25 protein-coding genes are annotated in these 26,744 nt (G+C 60.9%); 18 read left to right on the top strand and 7 right to left on the bottom strand.

What is annotated here, in order from left to right:
• Positions 1 to 6: 6 nt before the first annotated feature.
• Complete coding sequence (locus HZ993_RS04540; protein WP_209396082.1) at positions 7 to 618, bottom strand: Crp/Fnr family transcriptional regulator; 612 nt, start codon at positions 616 to 618, stop codon at positions 7 to 9.
• A gap of 18 nt (positions 619 to 636) precedes the next feature.
• Positions 637 to 1,560, bottom strand: coding sequence for a LysR substrate-binding domain-containing protein (locus HZ993_RS04535; RefSeq protein WP_209396081.1), 924 nt, complete (start codon positions 1,558 to 1,560; stop codon positions 637 to 639).
• A gap of 108 nt (positions 1,561 to 1,668) precedes the next feature.
• Here HZ993_RS04535 and HZ993_RS04530 point away from each other — a divergent pair, with 108 nt between their 5' ends.
• Both HZ993_RS04530 and HZ993_RS04525 read left to right on the top strand, forming a co-directional pair.
• Entirely contained in the window at positions 1,669 to 2,604 is a 936-nt protein-coding gene (locus tag HZ993_RS04530) for an NAD-dependent epimerase/dehydratase family protein (protein WP_209396080.1), read from the top strand.
• Positions 2,605 to 2,618: 14 nt separating this feature from the next.
• Positions 2,619 to 3,230: a LysE family translocator gene (locus tag HZ993_RS04525; RefSeq protein ID WP_209396079.1), complete on the top strand. Its 612-nt coding sequence runs from the start codon at positions 2,619 to 2,621 to the stop codon at positions 3,228 to 3,230.
• Between the two features lie 21 nt (positions 3,231 to 3,251).
• On the opposite strand, the gene HZ993_RS04520 is transcribed toward HZ993_RS04525, so the two are convergent.
• Positions 3,252 to 3,956, bottom strand: coding sequence for a helix-turn-helix domain-containing protein (locus HZ993_RS04520; protein WP_209396078.1), 705 nt, complete (start codon positions 3,954 to 3,956; stop codon positions 3,252 to 3,254).
• Positions 3,957 to 4,035: 79 nt separating this feature from the next.
• Between HZ993_RS04520 and HZ993_RS04515 the strand changes: the two genes are divergently transcribed.
• The 8 genes from HZ993_RS04515 (at position 4,036) to HZ993_RS04480 (ending at position 16,020) form a co-directional block, all read left to right on the top strand.
• Positions 4,036 to 4,971, top strand: coding sequence for a proline racemase family protein (locus HZ993_RS04515; RefSeq protein ID WP_209398262.1), 936 nt, complete (start codon positions 4,036 to 4,038; stop codon positions 4,969 to 4,971).
• A 50-nt stretch (positions 4,972 to 5,021) separates the two neighbouring features.
• Entirely contained in the window at positions 5,022 to 5,930 is a 909-nt protein-coding gene (locus HZ993_RS04510; RefSeq protein ID WP_209396077.1) for a dihydrodipicolinate synthase family protein, read from the top strand.
• Positions 5,931 to 5,937: 7 nt separating this feature from the next.
• On the top strand, positions 5,938 to 7,341 hold the full coding sequence (locus HZ993_RS04505) for an FAD-binding oxidoreductase (RefSeq protein ID WP_209396076.1): 1,404 nt from the start codon (positions 5,938 to 5,940) through the stop codon (positions 7,339 to 7,341).
• A gap of 168 nt (positions 7,342 to 7,509) precedes the next feature.
• Entirely contained in the window at positions 7,510 to 10,122 is a 2,613-nt protein-coding gene (locus tag HZ993_RS04500) for a M1 family metallopeptidase (RefSeq protein ID WP_209396075.1), read from the top strand.
• A gap of 292 nt (positions 10,123 to 10,414) precedes the next feature.
• Complete coding sequence (locus HZ993_RS04495) at positions 10,415 to 12,337, top strand: PrkA family serine protein kinase (protein WP_209396074.1); 1,923 nt, start codon at positions 10,415 to 10,417, stop codon at positions 12,335 to 12,337.
• Between the two features lie 30 nt (positions 12,338 to 12,367).
• Entirely contained in the window at positions 12,368 to 13,636 is a 1,269-nt protein-coding gene (locus HZ993_RS04490; protein ID WP_209396073.1) for a YeaH/YhbH family protein, read from the top strand.
• Complete coding sequence (locus HZ993_RS04485; protein ID WP_209396072.1) at positions 13,633 to 15,255, top strand: SpoVR family protein; 1,623 nt, start codon at positions 13,633 to 13,635, stop codon at positions 15,253 to 15,255. Before HZ993_RS04490 ends, HZ993_RS04485 begins: the two co-directional genes overlap by 4 nt.
• Before the next feature lie 414 nt (positions 15,256 to 15,669).
• Complete coding sequence (locus HZ993_RS04480) at positions 15,670 to 16,020, top strand: hypothetical protein (protein ID WP_209396071.1); 351 nt, start codon at positions 15,670 to 15,672, stop codon at positions 16,018 to 16,020.
• Positions 16,021 to 16,025: 5 nt separating this feature from the next.
• Here HZ993_RS04480 and HZ993_RS04475 read toward each other — a convergent pair whose 3' ends face one another.
• Complete coding sequence (locus tag HZ993_RS04475) at positions 16,026 to 16,667, bottom strand: DUF1109 domain-containing protein (protein ID WP_209396070.1); 642 nt, start codon at positions 16,665 to 16,667, stop codon at positions 16,026 to 16,028.
• Positions 16,664 to 17,251: a sigma-70 family RNA polymerase sigma factor gene (locus HZ993_RS04470; RefSeq protein WP_256440967.1), complete on the bottom strand. Its 588-nt coding sequence runs from the start codon at positions 17,249 to 17,251 to the stop codon at positions 16,664 to 16,666. Before HZ993_RS04470 ends, HZ993_RS04475 begins: the two co-directional genes overlap by 4 nt.
• A gap of 108 nt (positions 17,252 to 17,359) precedes the next feature.
• Here HZ993_RS04470 and HZ993_RS04465 point away from each other — a divergent pair, with 108 nt between their 5' ends.
• The 4 genes from HZ993_RS04465 (at position 17,360) to HZ993_RS04450 (ending at position 20,711) form a co-directional block, all read left to right on the top strand.
• Positions 17,360 to 17,824 (top strand): DoxX family protein, encoded by a 465-nt coding sequence (locus HZ993_RS04465; protein WP_209396068.1) that lies wholly within the window; start codon positions 17,360 to 17,362, stop codon positions 17,822 to 17,824.
• A gap of 148 nt (positions 17,825 to 17,972) precedes the next feature.
• Positions 17,973 to 18,257, top strand: a complete 285-nt coding sequence (locus tag HZ993_RS04460) for a hypothetical protein (protein WP_209396067.1) — start codon at positions 17,973 to 17,975, stop codon at positions 18,255 to 18,257.
• On the top strand, positions 18,257 to 19,966 hold the full coding sequence (locus HZ993_RS24945; RefSeq protein WP_209396066.1) for a DUF692 family multinuclear iron-containing protein: 1,710 nt from the start codon (positions 18,257 to 18,259) through the stop codon (positions 19,964 to 19,966). Before HZ993_RS04460 ends, HZ993_RS24945 begins: the two co-directional genes overlap by 1 nt.
• A 97-nt stretch (positions 19,967 to 20,063) precedes the next feature.
• Positions 20,064 to 20,711, top strand: coding sequence for a helix-turn-helix domain-containing protein (locus HZ993_RS04450; protein WP_209396065.1), 648 nt, complete (start codon positions 20,064 to 20,066; stop codon positions 20,709 to 20,711).
• Here the strand turns inward: HZ993_RS04450 and HZ993_RS04445 are convergent.
• Complete coding sequence (locus HZ993_RS04445) at positions 20,708 to 21,103, bottom strand: VOC family protein (protein WP_209396064.1); 396 nt, start codon at positions 21,101 to 21,103, stop codon at positions 20,708 to 20,710. The two genes, HZ993_RS04450 and HZ993_RS04445, sit on opposite strands and share 4 nt — an antisense overlap.
• Positions 21,104 to 21,206: 103 nt before the next feature.
• On the opposite strand from HZ993_RS04445, the gene HZ993_RS04440 reads away from it, so the two are divergent.
• Both HZ993_RS04440 and HZ993_RS04435 read left to right on the top strand, forming a co-directional pair.
• Positions 21,207 to 22,850 carry a C13 family peptidase gene (locus HZ993_RS04440; RefSeq protein ID WP_209396063.1) on the top strand — a complete coding sequence of 548 codons (1,644 nt, stop codon included), beginning with the start codon at positions 21,207 to 21,209 and terminating at the stop codon, positions 22,848 to 22,850.
• Between the two features lie 46 nt (positions 22,851 to 22,896).
• On the top strand, positions 22,897 to 24,036 hold the full coding sequence (locus HZ993_RS04435; protein ID WP_209396062.1) for a GGDEF domain-containing protein: 1,140 nt from the start codon (positions 22,897 to 22,899) through the stop codon (positions 24,034 to 24,036).
• A gap of 22 nt (positions 24,037 to 24,058) precedes the next feature.
• Here HZ993_RS04435 and HZ993_RS04430 read toward each other — a convergent pair whose 3' ends face one another.
• Positions 24,059 to 25,483, bottom strand: coding sequence for a PLP-dependent aminotransferase family protein (locus HZ993_RS04430; protein WP_209396061.1), 1,425 nt, complete (start codon positions 25,481 to 25,483; stop codon positions 24,059 to 24,061).
• A 155-nt stretch (positions 25,484 to 25,638) separates the two neighbouring features.
• Here HZ993_RS04430 and HZ993_RS04425 point away from each other — a divergent pair, with 155 nt between their 5' ends.
• Entirely contained in the window at positions 25,639 to 25,944 is a 306-nt protein-coding gene (locus tag HZ993_RS04425; RefSeq protein WP_209396060.1) for a DUF2917 domain-containing protein, read from the top strand.
• A 138-nt stretch (positions 25,945 to 26,082) separates the two neighbouring features.
• Positions 26,083 to 26,742: a GbsR/MarR family transcriptional regulator gene (locus HZ993_RS04420; RefSeq protein ID WP_209396059.1), complete on the top strand. Its 660-nt coding sequence runs from the start codon at positions 26,083 to 26,085 to the stop codon at positions 26,740 to 26,742.
• Positions 26,743 to 26,744: the final 2 nt, after the last annotated feature.

Raw genomic sequence — 26,744 nt, 5'->3', positions numbered from 1 at the left:
GCCTGTTTACGGGGCGCCGCGCCCTTGATTGGCCATGCCCAAACGCGCCCGAATGCGTGACAGTGAAACGTTGGAAATACCCAGATAACTGGCCACATGGTGGATGGGGATACGCCCCACGATGGGCGCCTGGTCTGCCATAAACGCCTGGTAACGCTCCAGCGGCGAGAGGGTCAACAATTCGGCCTCGCGCTGCGCCTGTCCGGTGAACAGGCAATTCATCGCATCATGCAGCAGCGGGCGAATCGCAGGGAATGCATCGTGCCAGCCTTGCAAGGTGGCGTAAGGTAATTCCACCACCTGGGTCTGCTCCATGGCCTCCATGGTGTAGGGGCAGATGCTGGGCACGGGTGGCACGCCACCACCCAGCCAGCTGCCTTCGGCGTGGAACGATCGGTTGCGCTCTATCCCTTCCGCAGTCAGGTAATAGGTGCGTACCAGGCCTTGCTCCACCAGCCAGCTGCGGGTCAAGGTGTCTCCGGCGGCGTGCAAGGTCTCTTTGGGTGCCAGGTGTCGGCGCGGCAAGGCCAGCCACACCCGCTCCATGGCGGGGTCGGCCTGGAGCAGGCGTTCCAGTTCCGGCGGGCGGCAAATCAAACAGTTCAGTGCGGTAGACATGGCGCGGAAGTATCGCAGTTAAGGGCTTTCGCCCCGCGCAAAGCGCGGCATCTCGCGCACCATGTCGTCCATCTCCTGCTGCATCCAGGCCCGAAAGTGCGCAATCTTGGGCATGGCCGCTTTGGAGCGGTTGACCAGTAGGCGGTAACTCTCGCCCGAGGGTGTGCTGCGGCAGGGCAGCAGTTGCAAGGCACCCTTGCGTACATCTTCACACGCAATCATGTAGGGCACCAGTGCCACGCCTTGCCCGGCAACGGCTGCCTGGGTCAACAAGCCGGAGTGGCTGTAGCCACGCGCAAAGTGGTACGTTTGGTCCAGCGCCTTGTTTGCGTGGAGCAGTGTGATCCAGCACTCGGTAGAACCCTCGTACAACAGGGGCTGGCGGGGGAGGTCGTCGGCCAGGCTCAGCGCGGCTTGCCCTGGCGCCAGCAATGCCGGGCTGTAGGCCACTACCAAAGGGTCGTGGAAGACCGTATCGGCGTTGCTGCCCGTGGTTGCGCCATAACGGATCGCCACATCGGTGCTGTCGTCGTCCAGGTTGACGGGCTGATCGTTCGCATCCAGCCGGATGTCGAGCTCCGGGTGCAACAGGGTGAAACGGTGCAGGCGCGGCACCAGCCATTTGATGGCGAACGAGTGGGTGGCCGAGATCCGCAGAATGCTCTCCTCGTCCCCGTCTTGCAGGGCCGTCACTTTTGCCCGCAGCTCGCCCACCAGTCGGCTGACCGTGGCCGCCAGGTCCTGGCCCTTGGCGGTGAGAGCGATGTGGCGTGGGTGGCGGATGAAGAGTGCGAAGCCCACGCTGTCCTCCAATTGTTTAACCTGCTGGCTAACGGCTGCAGCGGTCTTGTGCAGCTCGTGGGCGGCCAGTTTGAAGCTGCCCCAGCGTGCCGCGCATTCAAAGTCCAACAGCCCGGAGAGTGAGCGCAATGGGTGTGTCATGGGAGTTGAATGGCTAATATTTTCTTGTGCATAGGGTCAATATTTCTGGTTTGTGTCTTTGAATTTGTCGTTCAAAAATATGGCGCATCACACAAACAAGGAAATTTTATGCAAAAGAATATATTGGTTATTGGCGGAACGCGGTACTTCGGCAAACTGCTGGTGCACGGCCTGCTCCAGGCTGGCCATCGTGTCACGCTCGCCACCCGGGGCCATGCGGCTGATGGCTGGGGCGAGCGGGTTCGCCGGATCAGGGTAGACCGTCGCGATGCAGCCGCCATGCGCACTGCCTTTGCGGGTGGTGAAGACTATGACCTGGTATATGACCAAATGTGCTACAGCCCGCTGGACGCCGCCATTTCGGCATGGGTGTTTACCGGCAGGGTCCAGCGTTACGTGATGGCGTCCACCATCGAGGTTTACCGCTCCATGGTGGGGCTGCAAAACAGGCCCTTCGCAGAAGCCGATTGGGACGCTTCCCAGGAGACCATTGATATGGACTACCCCTGGCACGACCCGGCCTTGGCGGAAGAAAGTTATGCGCGGGGCAAGCGCCAAGCCGAGGCCTACCTGTACCGCCACAGTGGCTTGCCTGTGGTTACGGTGCGTATAGGCCACGTGCTGGGTGGGCCGGAAGACTTTACTGGGCGCCTGGCGCACTACGTGGACCTGGCCCGCAGCCATACACCGCTGCGTTACACCTCAGACGCGGGTGCCAGTTCTTTTTTATACCCACAGGCCATCAGCGACTTTCTGGTGTGGGTAGGTATGCAGGACTTTGTTGGCCCTGTCAACGCAGCCTGCAACGGCGCACTGTCCGCCCCCGAGTTGCACCGCCGTGTGGGCGAAGCCTTGGGGCTACCCGTGTACACAGCAGTGGATACCAGCCCGTTGCACGGTATTGGCCTGAGTCCGTTTGACTACCCCGCGCCTTACACCATGGACACCAGCCGTGCCGGTGCGCTGGGTTACCACTTCGGCCATCTGTACAAGGGCTTGGCCCATCTGGTGCGCCAGCACAGGCCCAGTGCCCTTGCCGCCTAGATGGAGCAGTTGCCATGCAAGGTATTGCACAACTACCGGCATTTCTGCTGGCCGCCACGCTGGTGATCGTGGTGCCTGGTCCGGCAACCCTCTATGTTGCAGGGCGGGCACGGCACTCGGCGCGCAGCGGGTTCTCGGCGGTGCTGGGCATCGTGGTGGGCGACATCCTGCTGATTACCGTGTCTGGCCTGGGTTTTGCGACCCTGGTGGCGCAGTGGCCGCGGCTGTTGGACGTGATGAAGTTCGGGGGTGGCCTGTACATTGCTTACTTGGCGCTGGAGCTGCTCATGCCCCAACCATCACCAGGCCAGGTGGCACACGGCACGCCACCTGCGGGTGGCTTTGCGAAAGCACTGTTGCTGACGCTGAGCAACCCCAAACCGATACTGTTTTTCTCAGCCTTCTTCCCGGGCTTTATCGACCATTCCGCGCCGTCGGCCATGTGCAGCTTTTATCTGCTGGGCGCACTGTTTGAAGCCATCAACCTGGTCTACTTTGCGGCCTTGATTGTTTTGGTTGGCCGTTTGCGGCAGTCCCGGCATTTCGGCTCCGTGGCGGGCGTGCATTTGCAGAGGCTGAGCGGCATCGGCTTGTTGCTGTGCAGCGCCTTTGTCCTGCTGTCTTGAGGGGAACAGCTGGGTTTGGGTTCAACCACCACCCGGCTTGAGCAGGCGGTAGTCACTGGGTGAGATGCCCACATGCCGCCTGAAGGCGCGGGAGAACGCGCTGTGGTCAGTAAAGCCGCTGTCCAGGCCTATCTGCGCCACCGAGTGGTCTGTAGCCAGTTGGCCCAGCGCAAACTCCAGGCGCAAGGACAACAGCCATCGACTGGGTGTGAGCTGCAGCAGGGCCAACACGTGGCGCTCCAGTTGTGCCACCGACAGCTTGGCGTGTTGTGCCCAATCCGCCACGCTGATGGGGTCGGTGCAGTGCTGGCGCGCCCAGGCCAGGCTGCTGGCCAGGCGCTGGTAGACCGGGTTCTGCGTGGAAGGGCCCTTGAGGTCACGTGAGATACCCACAATGCCACGCACCTTGCCATCCTCCCGTATGGGGTGTTTGACCGACAGGCACCAGCCAGATTCACCGTTGGGAAACAAATGCCGCTCCAGTACGTCCACCATGCTGGCGCCACTGCGGATGACTTGCAAATCCTGCTGCCAGTAGTGCTCTCCCAGCTGTGCCGGAAACACGTCGGCCGCGGTCTTGCCTTTGAGCGCTTTTAAGTCTGGCAAGCCCAGTCGCTGTAACAAGGTTTGGTTGGCGTGGGTGTAGCGGCCCTCAGTGTCTTTGCTGAAATACACCGCGTCGGGCAGGCGGTCAAACAGGGCGTGGTGGGCGGTGAGCATGTCCATGCCGCATTGTGCCGAATTCTGCATTCCGGTGCCGGACTTTGATCTAGACCGCAACCTCGCCGCTCGCCAAAATTCGGGCATGGAAAAAATCATTTGTATCGATTCCCACACCGGCGGCGAACCCACCCGGGTGGTGGTGTCCGGCTTTCCCGATCTGGCGGGTTTGCCCTTGCCCGCGGCAGTGGAGCGGTTGCGCACGGAGCACGACCAATACCGCAAGGCCGCCGTGTGTGAGCCACGGGGCAACGACGTGGTGGTGGGCGCGTTGCTGCTGCCCCCAGTGAACACCGGCTCGCTGGCCTCGGTCATCTTCTTCAACAACGTGGGTTACCTGGGCATGTGTGGGCACGGCACGATTGGCCTGCTGGCCACGTTGCAGCATATGGGCCGTATCACGCCAGGCAGTTATGCCATCGACACGCCGGTGGGCACCGTGCAGGCCCATTTGCATGGCAAAGGCTGGGTGGAGGTGGACAACGTGCCCGCCCACAGGCACCTGGCCGGCGTGGTGCTGGACGTGGCGGGTTATGGCCAGGTGGTGGGCGACGTGGCCTGGGGCGGTAACTGGTTCTTTTTGACCGACGCGGGTGCATTGCCTCTGAACCTGGCGGGGGTGCAAGACCTAACCGCCTTTTCTGTTGCCATCCGCCGCGCATTGCGCAAGCACCACATCACCGGCAGCGGCGGCGCCGAGATTGACCACATTGAACTGATGGGCCCCGCCCAGACCCACGGCAATAGCGGCCGTAACTTCGTGTTGTGCCCCGGCGGCGCCTATGACCGTTCACCCTGCGGCACCGGCACCAGCGCCAAGCTGGCCTGCCTGGCGGCGGACGGCAAGCTGGCTGAGGGCGAACGCTGGCTGCAGGAGAGTGTGGTGGGCAGCGTCTTTGAAGGCCGCTACCGGCTGGTGGGTGACCAATTGCTACCCAGCATCCGCGGCCAGGCCCACGTGGTGGCCGAAACCACGCAGCTGCTGGACCGGCGCGACCCCTTCTGCTGGGGTCTGGAATAGACCGCAGCACTGCAATAAGTTTTTAAACAACAACCCATAGGAGACACACCATGAACACATTCTGGCAAGGCGTTTTACCCGCTATCACCACCCCCTTTTTGCCCAATGGCGAGGTAGACCACACCTTCCTGGCCCACCATGTGGACCTGATGATGCAGGCCGGCAGCACGGGCATAGTCCCTTTGGGTTCGCTGGGTGAAACCGCCACGTTGAGCTTTGACGAGAAACGAGCCGTATTGCGCACCGTGGTCAAGGCCGTTGCCGGGCGTGGTGCCGTGGTGCCGGGTGTGGCGGCCCTGGCCACCGCAGACGCGGTGCGTTTTGCGCAGATGGCGGCGGAAGAGAAATGCAGCGGCCTGATGGTGCTGCCACCCTATGTGTACTCCACTGACTGGCGTGAGATGAAGGCCCACGTCAGCACCGTGATTGCCGCCACGCCCTTGCCGTGCATGTTGTACAACAACCCGATTGCCTACCGCACCGATTTCTCGGCCACGCAGATGCAAGAGCTGGCCGCCGCCCACTCCAACTTGGAGGCGGTCAAGGAGTCCAGCGCCGATGTGCGCCGCATTGCGGCCATCAAGTCTGCGCTGGGTACACGGCTGCAGATTCTGGTCGGCGTGGATGATTTGATTGTGGAAGGCATTGCCGCCGGTGCGACCGGCTGGGTGGCCGGCCTGGTCAATGCCTTCCCCAAGGAGTCCATCGCGCTGTTCAAACTGGCGCGCGCCGGACGTTATGCCGAGGCCGAGCCGCTGTACCACTGGTTCCTGCCACTGCTGCGCATGGACGTTGTCCCGAAGTTTGTGCAACTGATCAAACTGGTGCAGTCCCATGTGGAAATGGGCAGCCAGGCCGTGCGGGCACCGCGTCTGGTGCTGGAAGGCGAAGAGTTGGCCCAGGCCAATGCCGTCATCAAGCAGGCCTTGGTCACCAAGCCCCAGTTGCCAGCAGTCTGACGTTCGCATGGTGCAAGTAGCTTCACGCGCCTCCTTACCCACACGGGATGCTGAGGTCATCGTCATCGGTGGCGGTGTCATCGGTGCGGCCTGCGCCTTTCGCCTGGCGCAGGCCGGGCGCGCGGTGCTGCTGGTGAACGCGGACGGGCCAGAGACAGCGGCCAGTTACGGCAACGCCGGCCATATCGCCACTGAGCAACTGTTCCCGCTGGCCAGCAAAGAGGTCTTGCGCCAAAGCTGGCGTTACCTGCTGGACGCCGAGAGCCCGTTGCGTGTGCGGGCGGGCTACCTGTTACCGTTACTACCCTGGTTGGCCCGTTTTGCATGGGCTGCGCGGGAGCACGCCCACGTGCGTGGCGTGGCCGCGCTGGTAGCCTTGCAGCACAGTGCGCTGGCGGACATGACCGATCTGTTGGCGGATGCGGGTATTGGCCATTTGTTGCACCGCAATGGCCATCTGGAAGTCTTTGAAACCGCGGCCGGTGGTCAGGCCGCGCAGGCCCAGGCCAACCGGCTGATGGCCTATGGCGTGGAATCGGCGCAGCTGTCGGCCGAGGGCGTGCGCGCCCAGGTGCCCACGCTCAACACCGACGTGCAGGGCGCCGTGCAATACCTGGGCAGTGCCCATGTGGACGATCCCTGGGCCGTATGCCAGGGCTTGCGCGACGCCCTGGTGCGCAGTGGTGGCCAGGTGCGTCAGGGCAGGGCGGTGCGCATAAATGCCGACATCCCGGACGAGGCAACCGTTGTACTGGAAGACGGCCGCCAACTGCACAGTGCGCAAGTTTTGGTGTGCGCAGGCGCATGGTCCAAACCCCTGGCGGCCAGCCTGGGCTACCGAGTGCCACTGGACACCGAACGGGGTTACCACATCAGTGTCGGCGGCCTGCCAACCGCGCCGCACGCCAGCCCCGCCAGGAGTCTGGGTGGCGAAGCGTTCTGCGCAGGTAAAGGAGGAGCCCACGCAGTGGGCGGGGGACACGGAGCAGAACGCTTCGCCACCCAGATTCCTGGCTTGCAGCGACCCGTAGCGTCCACCGAGCGCAAGGTCATCATGACCTCCATGTCCATGGGCCTGCGCATGACCGGCACCGTGGAGTTTGGCGGCTTGAAGCTGGCACCGGACCCCCGCCGCTTTCAGTTGCTCAAGCGCCAGTTGCAGGCGCTGCTGCCCGGCATAGACACGGCCGACATGCGCACCTGGATGGGTTTCAGGCCCTCTTTGCCCGACCATTTACCGGTCTTGGGCGCGGCACCCCGCCACAAGCATGTATTCTTCGCCTTTGGCCACCAGCACCTGGGGCTGACGTTGGCCGGCGTGACCGCCGCTGTAATGGCGGAGCTGATGCAGACCAACACCAGTCCCATCGACCTGAAACCCTATGCAATAGACCGCTTCGGCTTTGCCTGAGCGGGCTTACCGGGGCACCACCATGCCCCTGGGTGGGGATTTCAGCGCTGTTCCAGCCAAATCGTTTAAGTAAAAATGGCCACAAACCCCCGTGATTAATCACTGTATTGCTATCGTATTCATAGCATTTGCAAACCCTATCCGGGTTTCAAGAATGGAGACACGCGAATGAAGTTGTTGTTTGGATTTGTACTGCTGGCAGCGCACACGCTGACCAGTTGGGCGGCGCCGCAGGAGATTCCGCTGCGCTTGCCCAAAACCATCACCCCCACGGCCTACCAGCTTGCCCTGACGGTAGACCCCAACCAAACCACCCACAGCGGTGAAGTGAACATTGCGGTAGACATCACCAAGCCCGCTCAGCTGATACGTTTGCACGCGGTGGACATCACGCTGCAATCCGCGGTGTTGACCATGGCCGGCAAAACCTACACCGCCCGTGCCAAACAGCGCACCTCCGATGTGTTGGACCTAACCTTCGCGCAGACCTTTCCCACAGGCAAGGGCCAACTGCGCATGGTGTTTACGGGCCGTATCGAAGAAAAGGACAGCCAGGGCCTGTTTCGCCAGCAAGAGGGCGGCGACTGGTATGCCTTTACCCAGTTTGAATCCATCAGCGCCCGCCAGGCGTTTCCGTCCTTTGACGAGCCGGGCTGGAAAGTGCCATGGACCCTGTCGCTGACCGTTCCCCAGGCCATGACAGCCGTGGCCAATACACCCGTGGTGCGCGAGGTGGCGTTGGCAGGTGGCCAGAAACGGGTCGATTTCCAGACCACCAAAGCGCTGCCCAGCTACCTGCTGGCGTTTGGTGTTGGACCCTTTGACATTCTGGACGGCGGCATGGCCGGCAATACACCGGTGCGTTTCATCACACCGCGCGGTCGCGCACAGGATGCCAGCTTCGCGGCCAGCGTGACCCCTGCCATCCTGGCCAAGCTGGAAGCCTACTTCGGCATGCCCTACCCGTACGAGAAGCTCGACACCCTGGTGTTGCCGCTGGCGATGGGCTTCAGTGCCATGGAGCACCCCGGCCTGGTTACTTTTGTCTCGCTGTACAGCCTGTCCAAACCGGGTGAGGAAACGGTGGACTTCAAGCGCACCTTCGTCGAGATCCAGGCGCACGAACTGGCCCACATGTGGTTTGGCAACCTGGTCACCATGGCCTGGTGGGATGACCTGTGGCTCAACGAATCCTTTGCCTCCTGGATGGCAGAAAAAATCGCCATCCAAATGGGCCCCGAATTACACGGCGACAACGCCACACAATCTGCGCGGGCCTGGGCCATGCAGACCGACCGCTTGTTGTCAACCTCTCAAATCTACCAACCGGTCAGCAAGACTTTTTCGCAGGGCGACCCACTGGGCGGCCAGGTCTCGGCCATTGTGTACGGCAAAGGCCAAGCCACACTGGCCATGTTTGAAACCTGGTTGGGCGAAGAGCGCTTCCAGGCCGGTGTGCGCCGCTACATGGCCAAACACGCCTGGGGCAATGCCACAGGCGAAGACTTTGTGGCGGCACTGGCCCAGGGCGACAAGACGCTGGCCGCCGCCTTCAAGACCTTTACCCACCAGCCCGGCATTCCCCGTGTGGCGGTGGAGCTGAAGTGTGATGGCCAACCCCGACTGGAGCTGACCCAATCACGCTTCTTGCCCGCAGGTGTGCGTGCACCCAAAGCTTCGTTGTGGTGGGTTCCCGTTACCGTGCGCACACCGTCTGGCACGGCCCAGATGCTGCTCAAGGACCGACAGGGCCAACTGCCACTGCCCGACAAGACCTGCCCCGCCTGGGTGCAGGCCAACGCCCAGGGCTCCGGCTATTACCGCGCGGTCTATAGCCCCGGGAAGATGGCCGAACTGATGGCCAAGGCCGACCTGACCGAGGCCGAGCTGATGGCCAACCTGAACGATGTCAAGGCGATGGTGGAGTCGGGCGACCTGACGGTCGCCGAGTCACTGGCTATTGCAAGCCGATTTGTTGGCCACGCTGAGCATGACGTTGCCGAGTCCGCGTTGAAGGTGATCAGCAACGTGGAAGTGCTGCTGGAGCCCCAGCAGCGCGAGGCCTATGCACGGGTGTGGCAATCCGCATTCGGTGCCAAGGCCCGTCAGTTGGGCTTGCTGGACCAGGCGCAGGACAGTGCGGACGACCGCTCCATGCGGGCTACCTGGCTCCCGCGCTACATCGCCCTCAGTGCCGACAGTGTCTTGACGGCACAGGCCACCAGTCTGGCACAGCAATGGCTCAAGGACAAAAAGAGTCTGCCCGCAGCCAACCGCGCGCTGGTCTTGCGCGCGGCGGCTTACCACGGCGACCGTGCCTATTTTGATGCGTTAACTGCCGCGTCGGTGGGCAACCCCGACCGCCGCGAACGGGCCGACATTTACGCCGCCCTGGCCAGCTTCCGCGCACCCGCGCTGGCACAGGCGGCGCGCGACCTGTGGCTGTCACCCCAGCACGACATCCGCGAGCTGATGGCCGCCGCCCGCGTGCGCGGCGGCACCGAAGCACTGCGCGAAGGCATGTTCGACTTTGTGACCCAGCACTTCGATGCGCTCGCTGCCAAACTGCCCAAGGAAGCGGTCACACGTTTCCCGAATCTGTTTGATGGGGCCTGCAGTGTCAAAGAGGCAGATCGGGTGGATGCCTTCTTTACGCCGCTGACCAAGACCTATACCGGCCTGAGCCAAACCCTGTCGCAGTCTTTGGAGTCGGTGCGCATCTGTGCGCGTTACCGCGGTGCACAACACGCCAGCCTGCAGCAGTACCTCAACCTGTTCTAACGGTCACCCGCACGGGTGGTTAGCAGCGGCGCCATGCCACTGCTAACACAAGCGGGCTTCGCGCCATGCCAGCGCGGCCTTGCAATTCAACCTACAGTAGCCACATGCACCACATCGCGCGTTGAGTGTGGGTGGTTGTTGCATTGCGGGGTAAAGACCATATTTATCCCCTTAATGTTGTGGTAATTTAGGCGCGTAAGTGCTCAAATGAACTTATCGCTTGTTGTCTGTACCTAAGGTTGTAGGCGCTGCCAGTTGTTGCTGGTGGCACCTTGTTGAAACAGGAGGCTCTATGGATGCAATTGGCAACTTCGTCGCACGGTATGCGCGTAGCCGCGAAGAAGAACTTTCCATTGACGACTACTTGGCGGAGTGCAAACGCAACCCGCTGGCCTATGCCACGGCATCCGAGCGCATGCTCACCGCCATTGGTGAACCCGAGCTGGTGGACACGCGCAATGACCCCCGCCTGTCCCGCCTGTTCGCCAACAAGACCATCAAACGTTACCCGGCCTTTGCCGAGTTCTACGGCATGGAAGACGCCATCGAGCAGGTGGTGAGTTACTTCCGCCACGCCGCGCAGGGCTTGGAAGAGCGCAAACAAATTCTGTATTTGCTAGGGCCAGTAGGTGGCGGCAAAAGCTCCATCGCCGAGCGCCTCAAGTTCCTGATGCAGCAGGTGCCGTTTTATGCCATCAAAGGTTCACCGGTCAACGAGACACCTTTGGCCCTGTTTGACCCCATAGAAGATGGGCCCATCCTGCAAGAGAACTTTGGCATTCCGCGCCGCTACCTGCAGCGCATTCTGTCGCCCTGGGCCGTCAAGCGCCTCGATGAGTTTGGTGGAGACATCCGCCAGTTCAAGGTCGTCAAACGGTATCCCAGCATACTCAAACAAATCGGCCTGGCCAAAACCGAGCCCGGTGATGAAAACAACCAGGACATCAGCTCCCTGGTCGGCAAGGTCGATATCCGCAAGCTGGAGAGTTATGCGCAGGATGACCCCGATGCCTACAGCTACTCCGGCGGCCTGTGCCTGGCCAACCAGGGCATGCTGGAGTTTGTGGAAATGTTCAAGGCACCCATCAAGGTGCTGCACCCCTTGTTGACTGCTACACAAGAAGGCAACTTCAAAGGCACCGAAGGTTTTGGCGCCATTCCATTTGATGGCATTGTGTTGGCACACAGCAACGAGAGCGAGTGGAAGACATTTCGTAACAACAAAAACAACGAAGCCTTCCTGGACCGCATCTACATCGTCAAGGTGCCGTATTGCCTGAGCGTGCGTGAAGAAGTCCGCATCTACGAAAAGCTGGTGCGGGATTCGTCTTTGGGTGATGCCAAGTGTGCGCCCGGCACCTTCAAGATGATGGCGCAGTTCTCGATACTTACGCGGCTCAAGGAGCCCGAGAATTCCAGCCTCTACAGCAAGATGCAGGTCTACGATGGCGAGAGCCTGAAAGACACCGACCCGCGCGCCAAGAGTTACCAGGAGTACCGCGACTACGCCGGTGTGGACGAGGGCATGAACGGCGTATCTACCCGTTTTGCGTTCAAGATCTTGTCCAAGGTTTTCAACTTTGACAGCTCCGAAGTGGCGGCCAACCCGGTGCATCTGATGTATGTGCTGGAACAGCAGATCGAGCGTGAACAGTTCCCCGCCGAGCTGGAGGCCAAATACACCGGCTTCATCAAGGAGTACCTGGCGCCACGTTATGCCGAATTCATCGGCAAAGAGATACAGACTGCCTATCTGGAGAGCTACAGCGAATACGGTCAAAACATCTTTGATCGTTACGTTACCTATGCCGACTACTGGATTCAGGACAACGAGTACCGCGATACCGATACGGGTGAGTCCTTCGACCGCTCGGCGCTGAATGCCGAGCTGGAGAAGATCGAAAAGCCCGCCGGCATTGCCAACCCCAAAGACTTCCGCAACGAGATCGTCAACTTTGTGCTGCGGGCCCGTGCCAACAACCAGGGCAAGAACCCCAGTTGGACGAGCTACGAAAAGCTGCGCCTGGTTATCGAGAAAAAAATGTTCTCCAACACCGAAGAGTTGTTGCCGGTCATCAGCTTCAACGCCAAGGCCAGTGTGGACGAGGCCAAGAAACACGAAGACTTTGTGACCCGCATGGTGGCCAAGGGCTACACGGCCAAGCAGGTGCGATTGTTGTGCGAGTGGTACCTGCGCGTTCGAAAGAGTTCGTAAAAGAGTTGGCACTAATGACGGAGGCCCGCAATGCCCCTTCAGATCATTGACCGCCGCCTCTCGGGCAAAAACAAGTCCATAGGCAACCGCGAACGTTTTCTGCGCCGCTACAAGGAGCAGATTGGCGACGCGGTGCGGCGTGCTGTGTCTGGCCGGGGCATACGCGACATGGAGCAGGCCGAAGACATCACCATTCCGCGCAAAGACATCAGCGAGCCGGTTTTTCACCACGGCCAGGGCGGCATACGCGACACCGTACACCCCGGCAACAAGGACTATGTGCGTGGCGACCGTATTGCCCGGCCCAAGGGCGGTGGCGGCGGGCGGGGTGGCCAGGCCAGTGACTCGGGCGAGGGAGAAGATGACTTTACCTTCACGCTGAGCAAAGAAGAGTTCATGCAGATCTTCTTTGAAGACTTGGCCTTGCCGCACCTGCTGCGCACGCAAATTGGCGACAGCCCCGAATGGAAAAGCCACCGCGCCGGTTATTCACACGACGGTACACCCAACAACCTGCACATCGTGCGCTCCATGCGCGGTGCCTTGGGCCGCCGCATTGCATTGGGCACTTCCGCTCGGCGCGAGCTGCATGAAAAAGAAGCACTGCTGGCGGAGTTCAAGCGATTCCCCGCAGGGCGCGAGAGCGAAATCCTGGCGCTGGAGCGCGACATTTTGGAACTGCGGCGGCGGCTGAAGAACATTCCATTTTTGGACCCCATAGACCTGTGCTTTCGCAACCGCGTGAAGGTGCCGGTGCCCACCAGCAAGGCCGTGATGTTTTGCCTGATGGACGTGTCGGGCTCCATGGACCAGGAGCGCAAGGACTTGTCCAAACGTTTCTTCACGCTGCTGTATCTGTTCTTGACCCGGCACTACGACAAGATCGACATCGTTTTTATTCGCCACCACACCCAGGCGCAAGAGGTGGATGAAGACACCTTCTTCCACGCCACCGAAAGCGGTGGCACCGTGGTCAGCAGTGCGCTGGTGCTGATGCACCAGATCATTGCTGCGCGTTATCCCCATGGCGACTGGAACATTTATGGCGCCCAGGCCAGTGATGGCGACAACTTTTCGGACGATAGCGAACGCTGCACCGAGCTGCTGACCGACAAACTTCTGCCCCTGTGCCGCTACTTTGCCTATGTGCAGGTGGCGGATGAAGAACAAAACCTGTGGCGCGAGTATGTGGGCTTGCAGGCCCAGCACAGCAACTTCGCCATGCGCAAGGTCACCGAGGCATCACAGATTTACCCCGTGTTCCGCGATCTGTTCAAGAAGGAAGGGGCGAACACATGACGGCCGAACACCAACCCGTTTTGGAGCGGCGCCATATGGAGCACCTGGCGCGTGTGCCACCCACCGGGGACCGCCGTCCCCATACGCCCTTGCAAGCGCCATTGCCTGCGCCACCGCGGGCTGCGGTCCCTCTGCCAGACCCTAGTGATTGGACGTTTGATCTGATCGAGCGTTACCACGACACCATCCGCCAGACTGCAGAACGTTTCGGGCTGGACACTTACCCCAACCAGTTGGAGATCATCACCGCTGAGCAGATGATGGACGCCTATGCCTCGGTCGGCATGCCTATCAACTACCGGCACTGGAGTTACGGTAAGGAATTCATCGCCACCGAGAAAAAATACCGCCGCGGCCACATGGGCCTGGCCTACGAAATCGTCATCAACTCCAACCCGTGCATCAGTTACCTGATGGAAGAAAACACCACGGCCATGCAAGCCCTGGTGATTGCCCATGCGGCCTATGGCCACAACAGTTTCTTCAAGGGCAACTACCTGTTCCGCATGTGGACCGATGCGTCCAGCATCATTGACTACCTGGTCTATGCCAGAAGTTATGTGGCCGAATGTGAAGAGCGTTACGGCCAGCAGGAGATGGAAGACCTGCTGGACTCCTGCCACGCACTGGCCAGTTTTGGTGTGGACCGCTACCGCCGCCCCAGCAAACGCACGCTGGCACAGGAGGTGCAAGAGCGCAAGGAGCGCGAGGCCCATGCCCAGCAGCAGATCAATGCCTTGTGGCGCACCGTGCCGGTGAAAGAGGGCACAGGTGACCAATCACAGCAGGTAGACCGCTTTCCGGTTGAGCCACAGGAAAACCTGCTGTACTTTATCGAGAAGAACGCACCGTTGCTCAAGCCTTGGCAGCGCGAGATCGTGCGTATTGTGCGCAAGATATCCCAATACTTTTACCCGCAGCGCCAGACCCAGGTCATGAACGAAGGCTGGGCCACCTTCTGGCACCACAAGCTGCTCAACACGCTATACGACGATGGCCACCTGAGCGATGGTGTGATGCTGGAGTGGCTCACCTCGCACACCAACGTCATCTTCCAGCCGCCGGTGGACCACCGCGGCTACAGCGGCATCAACCCCTATGCCCTGGGTTTTGCGATGTACACCGACATCAAACGCATTTGTGAGGCACCCACCGATGAAGACCGCGCCTGGTTCCCAGACATTGCCGGCACACCCTGGTTGCCCACGCTGCACCACGCCATGCGCAATTTCAAGGACGAGAGTTTTATCGGCCAGTACCTGTCGCCCAAGCTGATACGCGACATGCACCTGTTCGCCATCCACGACGACGAAAAAATCAACGACCTGGAGGTAGCCGCCATCCACGACGATGCTGGTTACCAGCGCATCCGCCAGGCCTTGTCATCCCAATACGATTTGGGCACACGTGAGCCCAATATCCAGGTCTGGGATGTAGACCTGCGCGGTGACCGCACGCTGACCCTGCGCCACACCCAGTACCAGGACCGGCCCCTGGGTGAAAGCACGCTGGAGGTCATGAAACACACGGCCCGGCTATGGGGCTTTGGTGTGACGCTGGAGAGCGTCAATGGGGCTGGGGAGCGGGTGAAAGAGTGGAGTGTGTCCAGTCCGGCTTGAACGCTGCGCTTGGTATTGGTGGCAGCAGAGTTTGGAGCATTGGCCCCCGCCTCATACTGTCAATGGCCCAGAAATCGGCAGGGACCAATGCCCCAAACTCTGCGGCTGGGATTGCGGCTTTCCGAGAAGAAACCGCGCATCCTAGACTGCAATCCACATTCAGAGGGATTCGATGTTCAACTTTTCCAGCAAAGTCCAGCATCTATCTCTCTTGACATTAAAGTACTCATCATGACTGAACGCGTCCTCTATTTGATTGGTACACACCACCTTTACCAGTATGGCGTGGGTGCGAAGCGGGGGATCAAACATGCATGTACAGAAGCACAAGAAAGAGCATTCCGAATGTTCATTCGTTCCAGTGTCTTCAAGTGCTAAGTAAACGCAGTTGCTGAGGAGTTAAACGAAGAGAGCGTGCTTGATGCTGGTAAGCGCGTCTCAGTGCTCCAGAGCCTCGCCGAAGACCTCGGTCTACCCCACCAATTTTGCGAGGCAGACAAGGCGGAAAGAGCCACTATGGGGGTACATGGAAAAAACTGGATCTTGGCTTCAGCAGAGATGAATGACCAATCTGAAGTTGAAGTGCAGGCTGCGCTAGATGAAGAGTTTCGCCGTCGGGAGACCATATGGCTGCAGCGCATAGATGTCCTGAACGTTTGGCCCATACTTTTTGTTTGCGGTACAGAACACGTGAGTTCTTTTTCTGCGCGTCTGGCCTCAAATAGTGTGTCGGTCAAACTGCTCGAAACGGAATGGCGCGGATAACATATTCACCAGCGCAGCAACTTAGCCCCCACCACCGCCCCAACCGCCGTCGGTATCAACATCCCCAACATGTACCAGACCGCCAAAAAAGGCGCCTGCATTTCCGGGCAGTGCAAGGCATAGACCACTGCACCTGCGGCTGCCGAAGCCAGGCCCGCGCAGGCACCAGCCAGGGCAGGGCGTGTGGGGGCCATGCCTTTGACGGCCCACAACATGCCCACCAGAACCGGTGCGGACACCCAGGCGATATTGAAGGCGCAGGACAGCCAGGACTTGCCCATCACCAGCGGCAGGCGTTCATCGGGGCTGGCATGGGCTAGGGTGGCAATGGCCATAAGCGCAACAACCAGCCACGGCAGGGGCAGTGCCATCCAGGTCTTGCCCAGCGGCATGCCGGGGCGGGACAGGCGCAGGGTGAGCAACACGGCGGGGATGGCAATGGCCAAGGGGAAGGCGAGTTTGACCCAGAACATGGGCAAGGCTGCCGCCTGCGCCAGGTCATGCCGTATGCCGTAGCCAGACAACATCACCGCCAGGGCGCCCAGCACACCCCACACCAGGGCGGTCTGGAAACGTTTGCGCGTGGCATCGGTATCCACGGGGGTTACACCCCGGGCCAATACAGCAATCAGGTCGTCGGTTTTCATGGTGTTTTCATTCCAATCATGGCAGCCAATGCCTTCAGGCCGCGGTGCACGCCCACCTTCACGGCGGATTCGGACATGCCGGTGGCTTGGGCGGTCTCGATGACGGAGAGGCCTTCGAGTTTCATGTGCACGATGGGCAGGCGCTGGTGGTCGGGCAGTTGCTCCAGCAGGCGGCCCAGGTCACGGCGTGCATCACATGCGTCGGTATCGCTGCTGGCAAAAACCTGCAACTCATCGTCCAGCGGGTCGTTCAGTGCGTCACGCCGGCCCCGTGCGCGGAACAGGTCTACCAGTTTGTAGCGTGCAATGGCATGCACCCAGGCCGTCAGGGGCTGGTCGCTGTGGTAGGTATGGCGCTGGTTGTGCAGCGCCAACAGTGTTTCTTGCACAAGATCCTCTACTTCACTGGGTAAAGACGCCAGACGGCGTTTAAAAAATGCCCGCAAATGGGCGCCCATGCCCTGCAGGCATGCCTGGTAGGCCTTTGCATCTCCCGTCAAACCCAGCAACAGAAGCGTGCGCAGCCGGTCTTCCTCTGCTTGCATGCGGTGCACTCCGTCCCTCTGGGTCTGATTGCGTTCCAAGGTGTATTCGTTCACAGTAGCGATCTGGTTACAGCGTGCAGCAAATATTTTTTATGGGGACGGTGCCCCGGGTGTAACCAAAACGCCGAGTTGTACGAATAGAGGTCCATGAAACCCACTACCCTGATCCAAACCCTCGCCAGGCTTGCCCTGTCTGTCGCGCAAGCGCTCAATTCCTTACAACCCGTGGCGGCGCTGCTGGCCCGGCTGTACGTAGCCCAGGTCTTTTTCCTGTCCGGGCTGACCAAGATCCGCGACTGGGACATCACGTTGGCCCTGTTCATGGATGAATACAAGGTGCCATTGCTGCCACCCGCGTTGGCCGCGGTGATGGGCACAGCGGGTGAACTGGTGCTGCCGGTGCTGTTGGTGCTGGGCCTGGGTGGTCGTTTTGCGGCGCTGGGCCTGTCCGTGGTGAATGTGGTGGCGGTGCTGTCACTGGCCGAAATTGCGCCAGCTGCCCTGCAGCAGCATGTGTTCTGGGGTGCCTTGCTGGCGGGCATCGCCATTTATGGGCCTGGCCGATTTTCCGTGGACCACTGGCTCGTGCGCCGATGGGGCTCGGTGAAATAAGTTTGAAAGAAATTTTGCAGCGGCTGTAACCAAACGGCCCGACCCGGCGAATTAAAGAGCAGACCGCAACACATTGAAGCGGTTTCCAGGCCCCACAGCCTGGCCGGGTTCACTCTTTGTTTACTACTTATTTCGGAGATTTTTCACCATGGCTTCTACACACACCACCTCCTTTGCTCTGACCGCCGCTTTGTTGGCCCTGTCCGCCACCGCATTTGCTGCCGACGCGCCCAAGGGTTCCAGCGGAAAAGCCATTGCCGCCAATGACAAGGTGCATTGCTACAACGTGCACGATTGCAAGGGCAACAGCGATTGCAAGACCGCAGAACATGCGTGCAAAGGCCAAAACGCCTGCAAGGGCCACGGCTTCAAGGCCAAGACCGCCGCTGAATGCCTCAAGGGCAACGGCGTGATTGGCGACATCAACGCGTGATGCGCCAACCCAGCCCCGGCTTTGGCCTGGGGCTTCGCACCCAGCATTACGCAGATTTTCTGGCCGCCAAGCAGCCCTTGGACTGGCTGGAGATCATCACCGATAACTTTTTGGTCGACGGTGGCAAGCCACTGGTGATGCTGGACACCATTCGCCGTGATTACCCCATGGCCATGCACGGCGTGGCCATGTCCATTGGTGCGGCGGGTGGTGTGGACCTGGACTACCTGCGCAAGGTCAAGGCGCTGGCAGACCGTATCGAACCGCTGTGGGTGTCCGACCACCTGTGCTGGACCGGCCCCGGCCCCGAACAATTACACGACCTGTACCCCATGCCCTACACCGACGCGGCGGCACGCCACGTGGTGGAGCAGATACAGCGTGCACAAGACGTGCTGCAACGCCAGCTGGTGCTGGAAAACGTATCCAGCTACATAGACTTCCAGCACAACGCCGCCAGCGAATGGCAGTTTCTGGCCCACATTGCGCAGCAGGCCGACTGTCTGCTCTTGGTGGATGTGAACAATATTTATGTCAGCAGCGTCAACCACGGCTTTGACCCGCTGGACTATTTAAACGCCTTGCCAGCGCAGCGTGTGCAGCAGATGCACCTGGCCGGCCACTCCGATTGCGGCAGCTACATCGTTGACACCCACGACCACCCGGTAGTGCAGCCCGTGTGGGACCTGTATGCCGAGGCCTGCAAGCGCTTTGGCCCCGTGGCCACCATGATCGAACGGGATGACAACATTCCGCCGCTGCAAACCCTGATAACCGAACTGCAGGTAGCCCGCAGCATTGCAGAGCCGATATGGACCGAGCGCGCCGCTGCCAATGCAGCGCCGCCCGCAGCCTATGCGCATGACACCAGCCGCGGGACGGCATGGACCCACACCGCGCCGCACGCGCCCGCATTGCCGCAGGTGCAAAGGCGCCTGGCCGATTACATCCTGGACAGGCCCAGCACCGACGAGGAAGCAGCCAGCACTGGTGTGGCCAGCCTGGTGCGCGAGCGGCAGGGTGTGGACAGCGCACAGCGCCTGGGCATCTACCACAACGCCTACCGTGTGCGCCTGGCCGATGTGCTGGCCGACAGTTTTGCCAAGACCTGCCTGTACATGGGCTCCGACACCTTTGCCGAACACGCAACTGCCTTTGCCGTGGCCCATCCGCCAATGGCACGCAGCCTGAGCCGTTATGGGGCCGACCTGCCTGCCTTCCTGGCCGGCCTGTACCCGGACAACCCCGAGCTACACGAACTGGCCCAGTTGGACTGGGACCTGCGCACCCGTTTTGATGGCGCCGATGTGCCAGCGCTGGACCCCGACACGGCGCAGGCCGCAGCAGATGGCCAAGCACCTGCCTGGCTGGGCTGGCCTACACCACTGCACCCCAGTCTGGTGCTGCGCAGCATCCGAACCAACGTCGCACAACTCTGGCGCGCCATGGACGCCGATACCGATGTGCCCCCGGCGCAGCAGTGGGCCGAAGAGCGCTTTCTGGCCGTGTGGCGCAAGGGCTTGCAGCCGCATTTCCAGTCTATGGATGCCGACGAGGCTGCCTTCCTGCGCTGCCTGCAGGCCGGTCAATCGGTGGACCAAGCCGCCACGGCGCTGGCCGGTACCGCCGTGTTGCCCGACCCCCAGCGTCTGGGCGGCTGGTTGCAGGCCTGGCTGAACGATGGGGTGCTGCGTTTGCAAAAGACTTAGTGGTCAAATCGTGCTCTAGCCCCCGACTAATATGCCGGTAGTGCTATAAATTCAGTAGTACTTATTCTTGGTGTGGCAGCTGCGATACTTGCCCACCATGTCTCTACCCGCACCAGTTCTGCATGCATGGCAGCACACATCCACCAGTACAGCGCGTACGGTTGTGTTGCCGGACGGCTGCTGTGATCTGATCCTGCGTGCCCCGCCAGGCCAACGCCCTTACTGGTTTGTGACACCGTTGGCCGATGCAGCATACGACGTGCCGGGCACCGTGGGGGAGCAGTTCTGGGGTTTTCGTCTTCAGCCTGGCGCCTGCATTGACGAGGCCACGCTGTTGGCCGCCTTGCAGGCCCGCCCGCTGCGGGACGCGCATGACGCGTTGCCGTGGCTCGATGCCTGTGTGCGCGTAGACGCCCGTGTAGACCAGGCCCTGCACAGTCTGTCGGTCAGCACCAGCGTGGCGGCAGCGGCTCGGCAGTTGGGCGTGGCCGAGCGCACCCTGCAGCGGCTGGTACTGGGCGCCACCGGCCGCCAGCCTGCGTATTGGAAATGCCTGGCCCGTATTCGGCGTGCGGCGGCCAGCCTGGCACACACACCCTCCCTGGCGGCCTGCGCGGCCGACCACGGTTTTGCCGACCAGGCGCACATGACGCGGGAGTTCCAGCGTTGGTTGGGGCGCACACCCAGTGCCTTGCTGGCTTCGGCCGATGTGCTTGCGGTTGTGGTGGCTTCGGGTTACGCCTAGGTTTTGTAGAAGACTTTGAATTCGGCGCTGGGCTCGCGCTCGGAATAAATGTAGAGCGTGACGCCATTGGGGTCTTCCGCCGCAAAGGCCCGGTCTCCCCAGGCGTGGTCCTCCAGCGGCATGGTGGTGGCCAGGCCTGCAGCGGTCAGCTTTGCATACTCCGCGTCCACATCGGCCACACAGAAGTTGAAGCTCAAGCCGGCCGGGTTGCACAGCGGCATGCCGGGCTGGGGCGCCATGAACTGCAGCGACGCCCATTTGCTGCCGAATTCCAGATGCAGGTACCAGCCGGAGTCAAACGCAATGCGGGCCGCGAAATGCCGCACATAGAAGTCTCGGGTTTCATCCATTTTGGTGGTGGTGATCGAAGTGGAAAGTAGCTGAGGGATCATGGTGGTGGATGGGTTCTGGTTTCGAAGGGTGTCAACAGGGCGCGACTGTAAAACAGGCCTCTGGACCGGTCTTGAATAAATCCGACACGATAGGATCGGGCACATGCAGAAACACACGACCACCTTGTCCACCCATAAAGCTTTTTATCGCTCGCCCCTGTGCAGCGCCATGCTGGTGGCTGCACTGTGCCTGTCCACCAGCATGCCCCTGGTAGCCCATGCCCAAAGCACCCCTCGGCCCGACGCGGTGACCCCTGATGGCGGCCGTTACTACGGTGCGTTGGTCGACGGCCTGCGCCAAGGCCAGGGCCGCGTGGAATGGGACAGCGGCGTGCGTTACGAAGGCAGTTTTGCCAACGGTGTGTTTGACGGCAAGGGCAAGCTGACCGGCCCCACGGAGGAATACACCGGTGACTTCAAGGCTGGGCGTTACGCGGGGCAGGGGGAGCTCAAGTACCAGGACGGACGCAGGTACAAGGGTGATTTTGCGCAGGGCCAGTTCCACGGCAGCGGTGTCTACAGCACGCCCGACGGCCAGGTGTACGAGGGTAGTTTTGAGAAAAACATCTTTTCCGGGGCCGGTACCTACAAACGCCCCGACGGCATAGAACACCGGGGCCAGTTCGCCAAGTGGCGGCCGCATGGGGTTGGCACCTATACCGATGCCAAGGGCAATGTGTACGAAGGCACGTTTACCGAGGGCGCGCTGAACGGGCCGGGCCGTATGCTGGGCAAAGACGGCTCGCGCTACGAGGGGGAATTCAAGAACTGGATATACGACGGCCAGGGCGTGTTTCGCCATGCCAACGGTGATGAATACAAGGGTGCGTTTGCAGACGGTCTGTTCGAGGGTGAGGGCACCTTGACCTTTGCCAAGCCCCAGAAGGACGGCACCACCCACAAGACCGGTGTTTGGCGCTACGGAACTCTGCCCAACAAGGAGGCCGCACAAAAAACTGCCGCCAATGTGGAGGCCGCCCTGTACAACCAGCGCACGCTGCTGGATAGTGCCTTGGCAGCGCTGGCACCGCGCGATCCCAAACAGGACATCAACCTGTATGTGATGGCGGTGGGGGGAGATGGATCGCAGGAGGTGTTTCGCCGCGAGGTGGATTTTGTGCAGCAGCAGTTTGACCGCGACTTCCGCACCCAGGGCCGCTCCCTGGTGCTGGTCAACAGCCGTACCACCGTGTCACAACTGCCCATGGCCACACTGACCAGCGTACGGGAAGGCATCCAGGGCATCGCCAGCCGCATGGACAAAGAGAACGACATACTGTTCCTGTACCTGAGCAGCCATGGGTCTGCGGACCACCAGTTGACGCTGGACCAGAACGGCATGGATCTGCGCAACCTGGGCGCCAAGGAGCTGGGCACCCTGTTAAAAGAATCCGGCATCCGCTGGAAGGTGGTGGTGGTATCGGCCTGTTACTCGGGTGGTTTCATAGAACCGTTGCAGGATGCACACACCCTGGTGATCACGGCCTCGCGCGCAGACCGGCGCTCGTTTGGCTGCGCCGACGAGAATGACTTCACCTATTTCGGCCGTGCCTTCTTCAAAGAGTCACTGCCCACCAGCAAGTCCTTTACCGAGGCGTTCCAGCATGCCAAGACGCTGGTCCAGAAATGGGAGGACGACGACTTCAAACAGGTCAGCAAGACGGAAGAGAACCAGCATTCCGAACCGCAAATTGCCACAACACCCGCAATCGAGGAACACTTGCGACGCTGGCGTGCACAACGTTAACCAATAGCAGCAATAATTGCCCCATGACAGGAATTCACACCCGCCCATGCCGCAAATAGATCCCCGAACGGTGGTTTTGTTGGCGGGTGTCATGAGCAGCTTCATGGCGCTGATCATGTTTTTCCTGCAGCGCAGCTACCCGTCCAGCATCAAGGGCTTGGGCGAATGGGGTGTAGCGCTATTGCTGGTGACGGTGGGCAGCACCTTGGCGTTTGGCCTGGGCACATTTCCCAACTTTTTTTCCATCACGCTGCCGCGCATTCTTTTTCCGGCTGGGTTGTTTCTGGGCTATGTCGGGGCCCAGCGCTTCTTTGGCGAGACGCCACGCTACTGGCCCTGGTTGACCTTGATTGCCATCACTGTCGCGGTGCACATGTGGTTCACGTTTGGGGAGCCCAATTTTGCTGCGCGCCTGCGGGTGTCGGGCGCATTGTCCGTTTGCCTGTTTGTGGCCTTTGTCAACCTGTTGCGCAAGCAGGGTCTGAATTCGTTTGCCAAGATTCTGACCATGGGCGTGCTGCTGAGCATGTGTGCCATTGTGGGCATGCGCCTGCTGACGGCATTGATCTGGCCTGTAGGGGTGAATATCTACGACAGCTCGCCCCTGCATATGGTCTATTTGAGCGCGCTGTCGGTCTTCATTTTGCTGTTGTCGGTCAGCATTGTGCTGCTGGCGGCTGAACGCATGCACACTGAAATGGCCTACCTGGCCAGCCATGATTCGTTGACCAATGCGCTCACGCGCCGTCACATGAATGAAGTGTGCGCCATGGAGCTGGAGCGCAGCCAGCGCAACGGCCACAACATGGCGCTGCTCATCATGGATCTGGACCATTTCAAGCAGGTCAACGACACACATGGCCACCAGCGCGGCGACCGCGTGCTGGTGGACTTTGTGCGCAAGGTCAACACCTTGCTGCGCCGACCTGACCAGTTGGGCCGTTTTGGGGGAGAAGAGTTTGTTGTGCTGCTGCCCGAGACATCGCTGTCCGAAGCGCTGAGTGTGGCAGAGCGCATTCGCAGTGCCTGTGCCGCAGCCGACACGGAGCCCTGTTGCACGGTCAGCATCGGTGTGGCCACCAATTCCCAAGGCAATGACACGGTGGACAGCTTGATTGCCCGTGCCGATGCAGCCATGTACCGCGCCAAAACCAAAGGCCGCAACCGGGTGGAGACCGCCGAGTAGACAGGCCTGTGGCCTGCCGGGCCTATGCGCCGCGCAACTGCTCCAGTGTCTTGGCCATCCACTTCAGCATGGCCGGGTTCTGGCTGGTGGCAATGTTGATGCGCATCCAGGTGCTGGGGGTTTGTTGCGGTGAAAAGATGGCGCCCGGCGCCAGCAGGTAACCGGCCTCCAGTCCCATAGCTGCCAGGCTGGCCGTGTCCACACCCGTATCGAACCAGCCCAAGAACCCCGCCAGCGGCCGACAAAACGCCTTCAAACCCATGGCTTCACACCGCTTGAACGCCGGCTCGCGCAGGGCGTCCAGCGCACCGTGCATGCGCTGGCAGTGTTTGCGGTAGCTGCCCTGCGTCAACGTTTGGTAGACGATGCGTTCATTGATCTCGGGGGTGGCAAACGAGGTCAGCAGCTTGAGCCCGGCCAGCGATTCGACCAGATCCGCACTGCCTGCCAGGTAACCCACCCGTATGCCGGGCACCAGGGTTTTGGAAAAACTGCCCACATAGACCACCCGTTTGAGCTGGTCCAGGCTGGCCAGCCGCGCGTATTGCACGCCGCTGGGCAGAAAATCGGCATAAATATCGTCTTCCACCACCACCATGTCGTGGGCCTCGGCAATGCGCAGTATCTGGTAGGCCGCTGCCACCGTCAGCAGCGTGCCGGTGGGGTTGTGCAGCGGCGTGTTGACCAGCAGCATCTTGGGTTTGTGGGTGGCGGCCAGTTCGGCCAGGGCTTTGACATCGGGCCCCGCCGCGGTGTAGGGCATGCCCACCACGTTGACACCCACCATGGTTAGTGATGCCAGTTGGGCCGACCAGGCCGGGTCGCCCACGATCACCGTGTCACCCGCCTGCAAAAAATGCCGCACCACCAGGTCAATGGCCTGGGTAGAGCCCGAGGTGGTGAGGATCTGCGCCGGTGTGCTGGCAATCTCCATCTCTTCGAGCTTGCGGCTGAGCTGCTCCCGCAGGGGCGTGTAGCCGTGCGCCAGTGCGGTGTGGGAGAGCTGCAGCCCGGCCGTGGTGGACACCGAGCGCAGGCCAGCGCGCATCAGCTCGCCACCACACAGCTCGGGTGGCAAATACCCAAAGCCGGGCGACATATCGGCGGCAATGCCACTTTGCATATTGCGCACCAGCCAGCCCATGTCGATGGGGCGTGCGGGCAGAGCGGCCGGCTTGGCGCGGCGCAATGGCTTGTTGGCACGCTCGCGCACAAAAAAGCCCGAGCCCTGGCGGGCCTGCAAATAACCACGGGCGACCAGCCGGTCGTAAGCCTCGACCACAGTAAAGCGGGACACCCCACGGTCCACCGCCAGCTGCCGCACCGAGGGCATGCGCATGCCAGGCCTGAACACCTGCTCCTGGATGCGGTGGGTGGCCCACTGCACGATTTGTTCGGACAAAGTTGTTGTGGTGGCGAGGGAAGCGCTGGGTTCGGTCATCGGCATGGTGCATCCGTACTGGTGTTAATACCTAGCCAGTTGAATAAAGTTTCTACTCAACTGTACAGGTACTGTATCGGTACAAATTTTACACTGGCATGACCAATGTGCAAGCACCATTTGCTTTCACTGATGGGTAACCACCACTGAAGGAGTTCACCATGCAAACCAGCCAGCCAAACCAACACTTCCAACTGGACACACCGCAACAGACCCTTGCGCTCCACCTGGTAGCGGGCGCCATGGTGCAGGTGACCCAGGGCGTTATCTGGCTCACGCTGGAGGGCCATAGCCGGGACGTGTGGCTCAAGACCCATGACCACTGGACCGTGCCGCTGAACGCCAAAGTTTGGATCAGCGCTGAGGCCGGGGCTGCGGCATTTGCCGTGCGCCAGCCCACCGCGCTTCAGCCCAAAGTCACCCGGCGTTTGCGCGCCGGGCGTCCGCCGGTGGCGGTTGCGGCGTAGGTGAGGGCAATCTGCGGGGAACGGGGGTGAGGTAATTCCCCCGGGTATTGGTGGGGTATGCCATGCTGGGTCTACTTGGTTTTATGTAATTTCAGAAAATACTGAAAATTCAAGAATTTGATCTAGATCAATAAAACCATGAACCTACCCCCCCTGACCCAATCCTTTGTGCTGCATTTCGGCGAGATGGGCAGCCGCTGGGGCATCAACCGCACGGTGGGGCAGATTTATGCGCTGATCTATGTGTCGGCCAAGCCACTGAATGCGGACGAAATTGCCGAAGCGCTCAACTTCTCCCGCTCCAACGTCAGCATGGGGCTCAAAGAGTTGCAGTCCTGGAACCTGGTCAAGTTGATCCACTTGCCCAATGACCGGCGCGAATACTTCCAGTCCCCACAAGACGTATGGCAGATCTTCCGCACGCTGGCCACCGAGCGGCGCAAGCGCGAGATCGACCCCACGCTCTCCATGCTGCGCGACGCATTGATGGAGACGCCCAGTGGCGAAGACGAACGGGTGGCCCAGGAGCGCATGCGCCAGATGCACGCCTTCATCGAGCTGATGACCGACTGGCTGGACGAGGTGCAGAAGATGGACTCGGCCACGCTGGCCAGCCTGATGAAGATGGGCGCCAAGGTGCAAAAGCTCTTGGAGATGAAGGACAAGGTCAAACAGGTGTTTGGCATGGCGTCCGCCACCAGTGATGCCGAGCCGCCGGACGCCACGCATGCCGCGCCCAGCCAGGCCTTGGAGTCGCCCGCGAGCACACCCGAAACCTCTCCCAAAAACGAGCACTGAAC

The sequence above is a fragment of the Rhodoferax sp. AJA081-3 genome, from assembly GCF_017798165.1.
Lineage (GTDB): Bacteria > Pseudomonadota > Gammaproteobacteria > Burkholderiales > Burkholderiaceae_C > Allorhodoferax.
This window is presented reverse-complemented; position numbering and strand designations above follow the sequence as displayed.

What these genes read in the sequence shown, in the direction of transcription:
- HZ993_RS04540 (WP_209396082.1), bottom strand. Translation starts at nt 618, where the DNA reads ATGTCTACCGCACTGAACTGTTTGATTTGCCGCCCGCCGGAACTGGAA.
- HZ993_RS04535 (WP_209396081.1), bottom strand. Translation starts at nt 1,560, where the DNA reads ATGACACACCCATTGCGCTCACTCTCCGGGCTGTTGGACTTTGAATGC.
- HZ993_RS04530 (WP_209396080.1), top strand. Translation starts at nt 1,669, where the DNA reads ATGCAAAAGAATATATTGGTTATTGGCGGAACGCGGTACTTCGGCAAA.
- HZ993_RS04525 (WP_209396079.1), top strand. Translation starts at nt 2,619, where the DNA reads ATGCAAGGTATTGCACAACTACCGGCATTTCTGCTGGCCGCCACGCTG.
- HZ993_RS04520 (WP_209396078.1), bottom strand. Translation starts at nt 3,956, where the DNA reads ATGGACATGCTCACCGCCCACCACGCCCTGTTTGACCGCCTGCCCGAC.
- HZ993_RS04515 (WP_209398262.1), top strand. Translation starts at nt 4,036, where the DNA reads ATGGAAAAAATCATTTGTATCGATTCCCACACCGGCGGCGAACCCACC.
- HZ993_RS04510 (WP_209396077.1), top strand. Translation starts at nt 5,022, where the DNA reads ATGAACACATTCTGGCAAGGCGTTTTACCCGCTATCACCACCCCCTTT.
- HZ993_RS04505 (WP_209396076.1), top strand. Translation starts at nt 5,938, where the DNA reads ATGGTGCAAGTAGCTTCACGCGCCTCCTTACCCACACGGGATGCTGAG.
- HZ993_RS04500 (WP_209396075.1), top strand. Translation starts at nt 7,510, where the DNA reads ATGAAGTTGTTGTTTGGATTTGTACTGCTGGCAGCGCACACGCTGACC.
- HZ993_RS04495 (WP_209396074.1), top strand. Translation starts at nt 10,415, where the DNA reads ATGGATGCAATTGGCAACTTCGTCGCACGGTATGCGCGTAGCCGCGAA.
- HZ993_RS04490 (WP_209396073.1), top strand. Translation starts at nt 12,368, where the DNA reads ATGCCCCTTCAGATCATTGACCGCCGCCTCTCGGGCAAAAACAAGTCC.
- HZ993_RS04485 (WP_209396072.1), top strand. Translation starts at nt 13,633, where the DNA reads ATGACGGCCGAACACCAACCCGTTTTGGAGCGGCGCCATATGGAGCAC.
- HZ993_RS04475 (WP_209396070.1), bottom strand. Translation starts at nt 16,667, where the DNA reads ATGAAAACCGACGACCTGATTGCTGTATTGGCCCGGGGTGTAACCCCC.
- HZ993_RS04465 (WP_209396068.1), top strand. Translation starts at nt 17,360, where the DNA reads ATGAAACCCACTACCCTGATCCAAACCCTCGCCAGGCTTGCCCTGTCT.
- HZ993_RS04460 (WP_209396067.1), top strand. Translation starts at nt 17,973, where the DNA reads ATGGCTTCTACACACACCACCTCCTTTGCTCTGACCGCCGCTTTGTTG.
- HZ993_RS24945 (WP_209396066.1), top strand. Translation starts at nt 18,257, where the DNA reads ATGCGCCAACCCAGCCCCGGCTTTGGCCTGGGGCTTCGCACCCAGCAT.
- HZ993_RS04450 (WP_209396065.1), top strand. Translation starts at nt 20,064, where the DNA reads ATGTCTCTACCCGCACCAGTTCTGCATGCATGGCAGCACACATCCACC.
- HZ993_RS04445 (WP_209396064.1), bottom strand. Translation starts at nt 21,103, where the DNA reads ATGATCCCTCAGCTACTTTCCACTTCGATCACCACCACCAAAATGGAT.
- HZ993_RS04440 (WP_209396063.1), top strand. Translation starts at nt 21,207, where the DNA reads ATGCAGAAACACACGACCACCTTGTCCACCCATAAAGCTTTTTATCGC.
- HZ993_RS04435 (WP_209396062.1), top strand. Translation starts at nt 22,897, where the DNA reads ATGCCGCAAATAGATCCCCGAACGGTGGTTTTGTTGGCGGGTGTCATG.
- HZ993_RS04430 (WP_209396061.1), bottom strand. Translation starts at nt 25,483, where the DNA reads ATGCCGATGACCGAACCCAGCGCTTCCCTCGCCACCACAACAACTTTG.
- HZ993_RS04425 (WP_209396060.1), top strand. Translation starts at nt 25,639, where the DNA reads ATGCAAACCAGCCAGCCAAACCAACACTTCCAACTGGACACACCGCAA.
- HZ993_RS04420 (WP_209396059.1), top strand. Translation starts at nt 26,083, where the DNA reads ATGAACCTACCCCCCCTGACCCAATCCTTTGTGCTGCATTTCGGCGAG.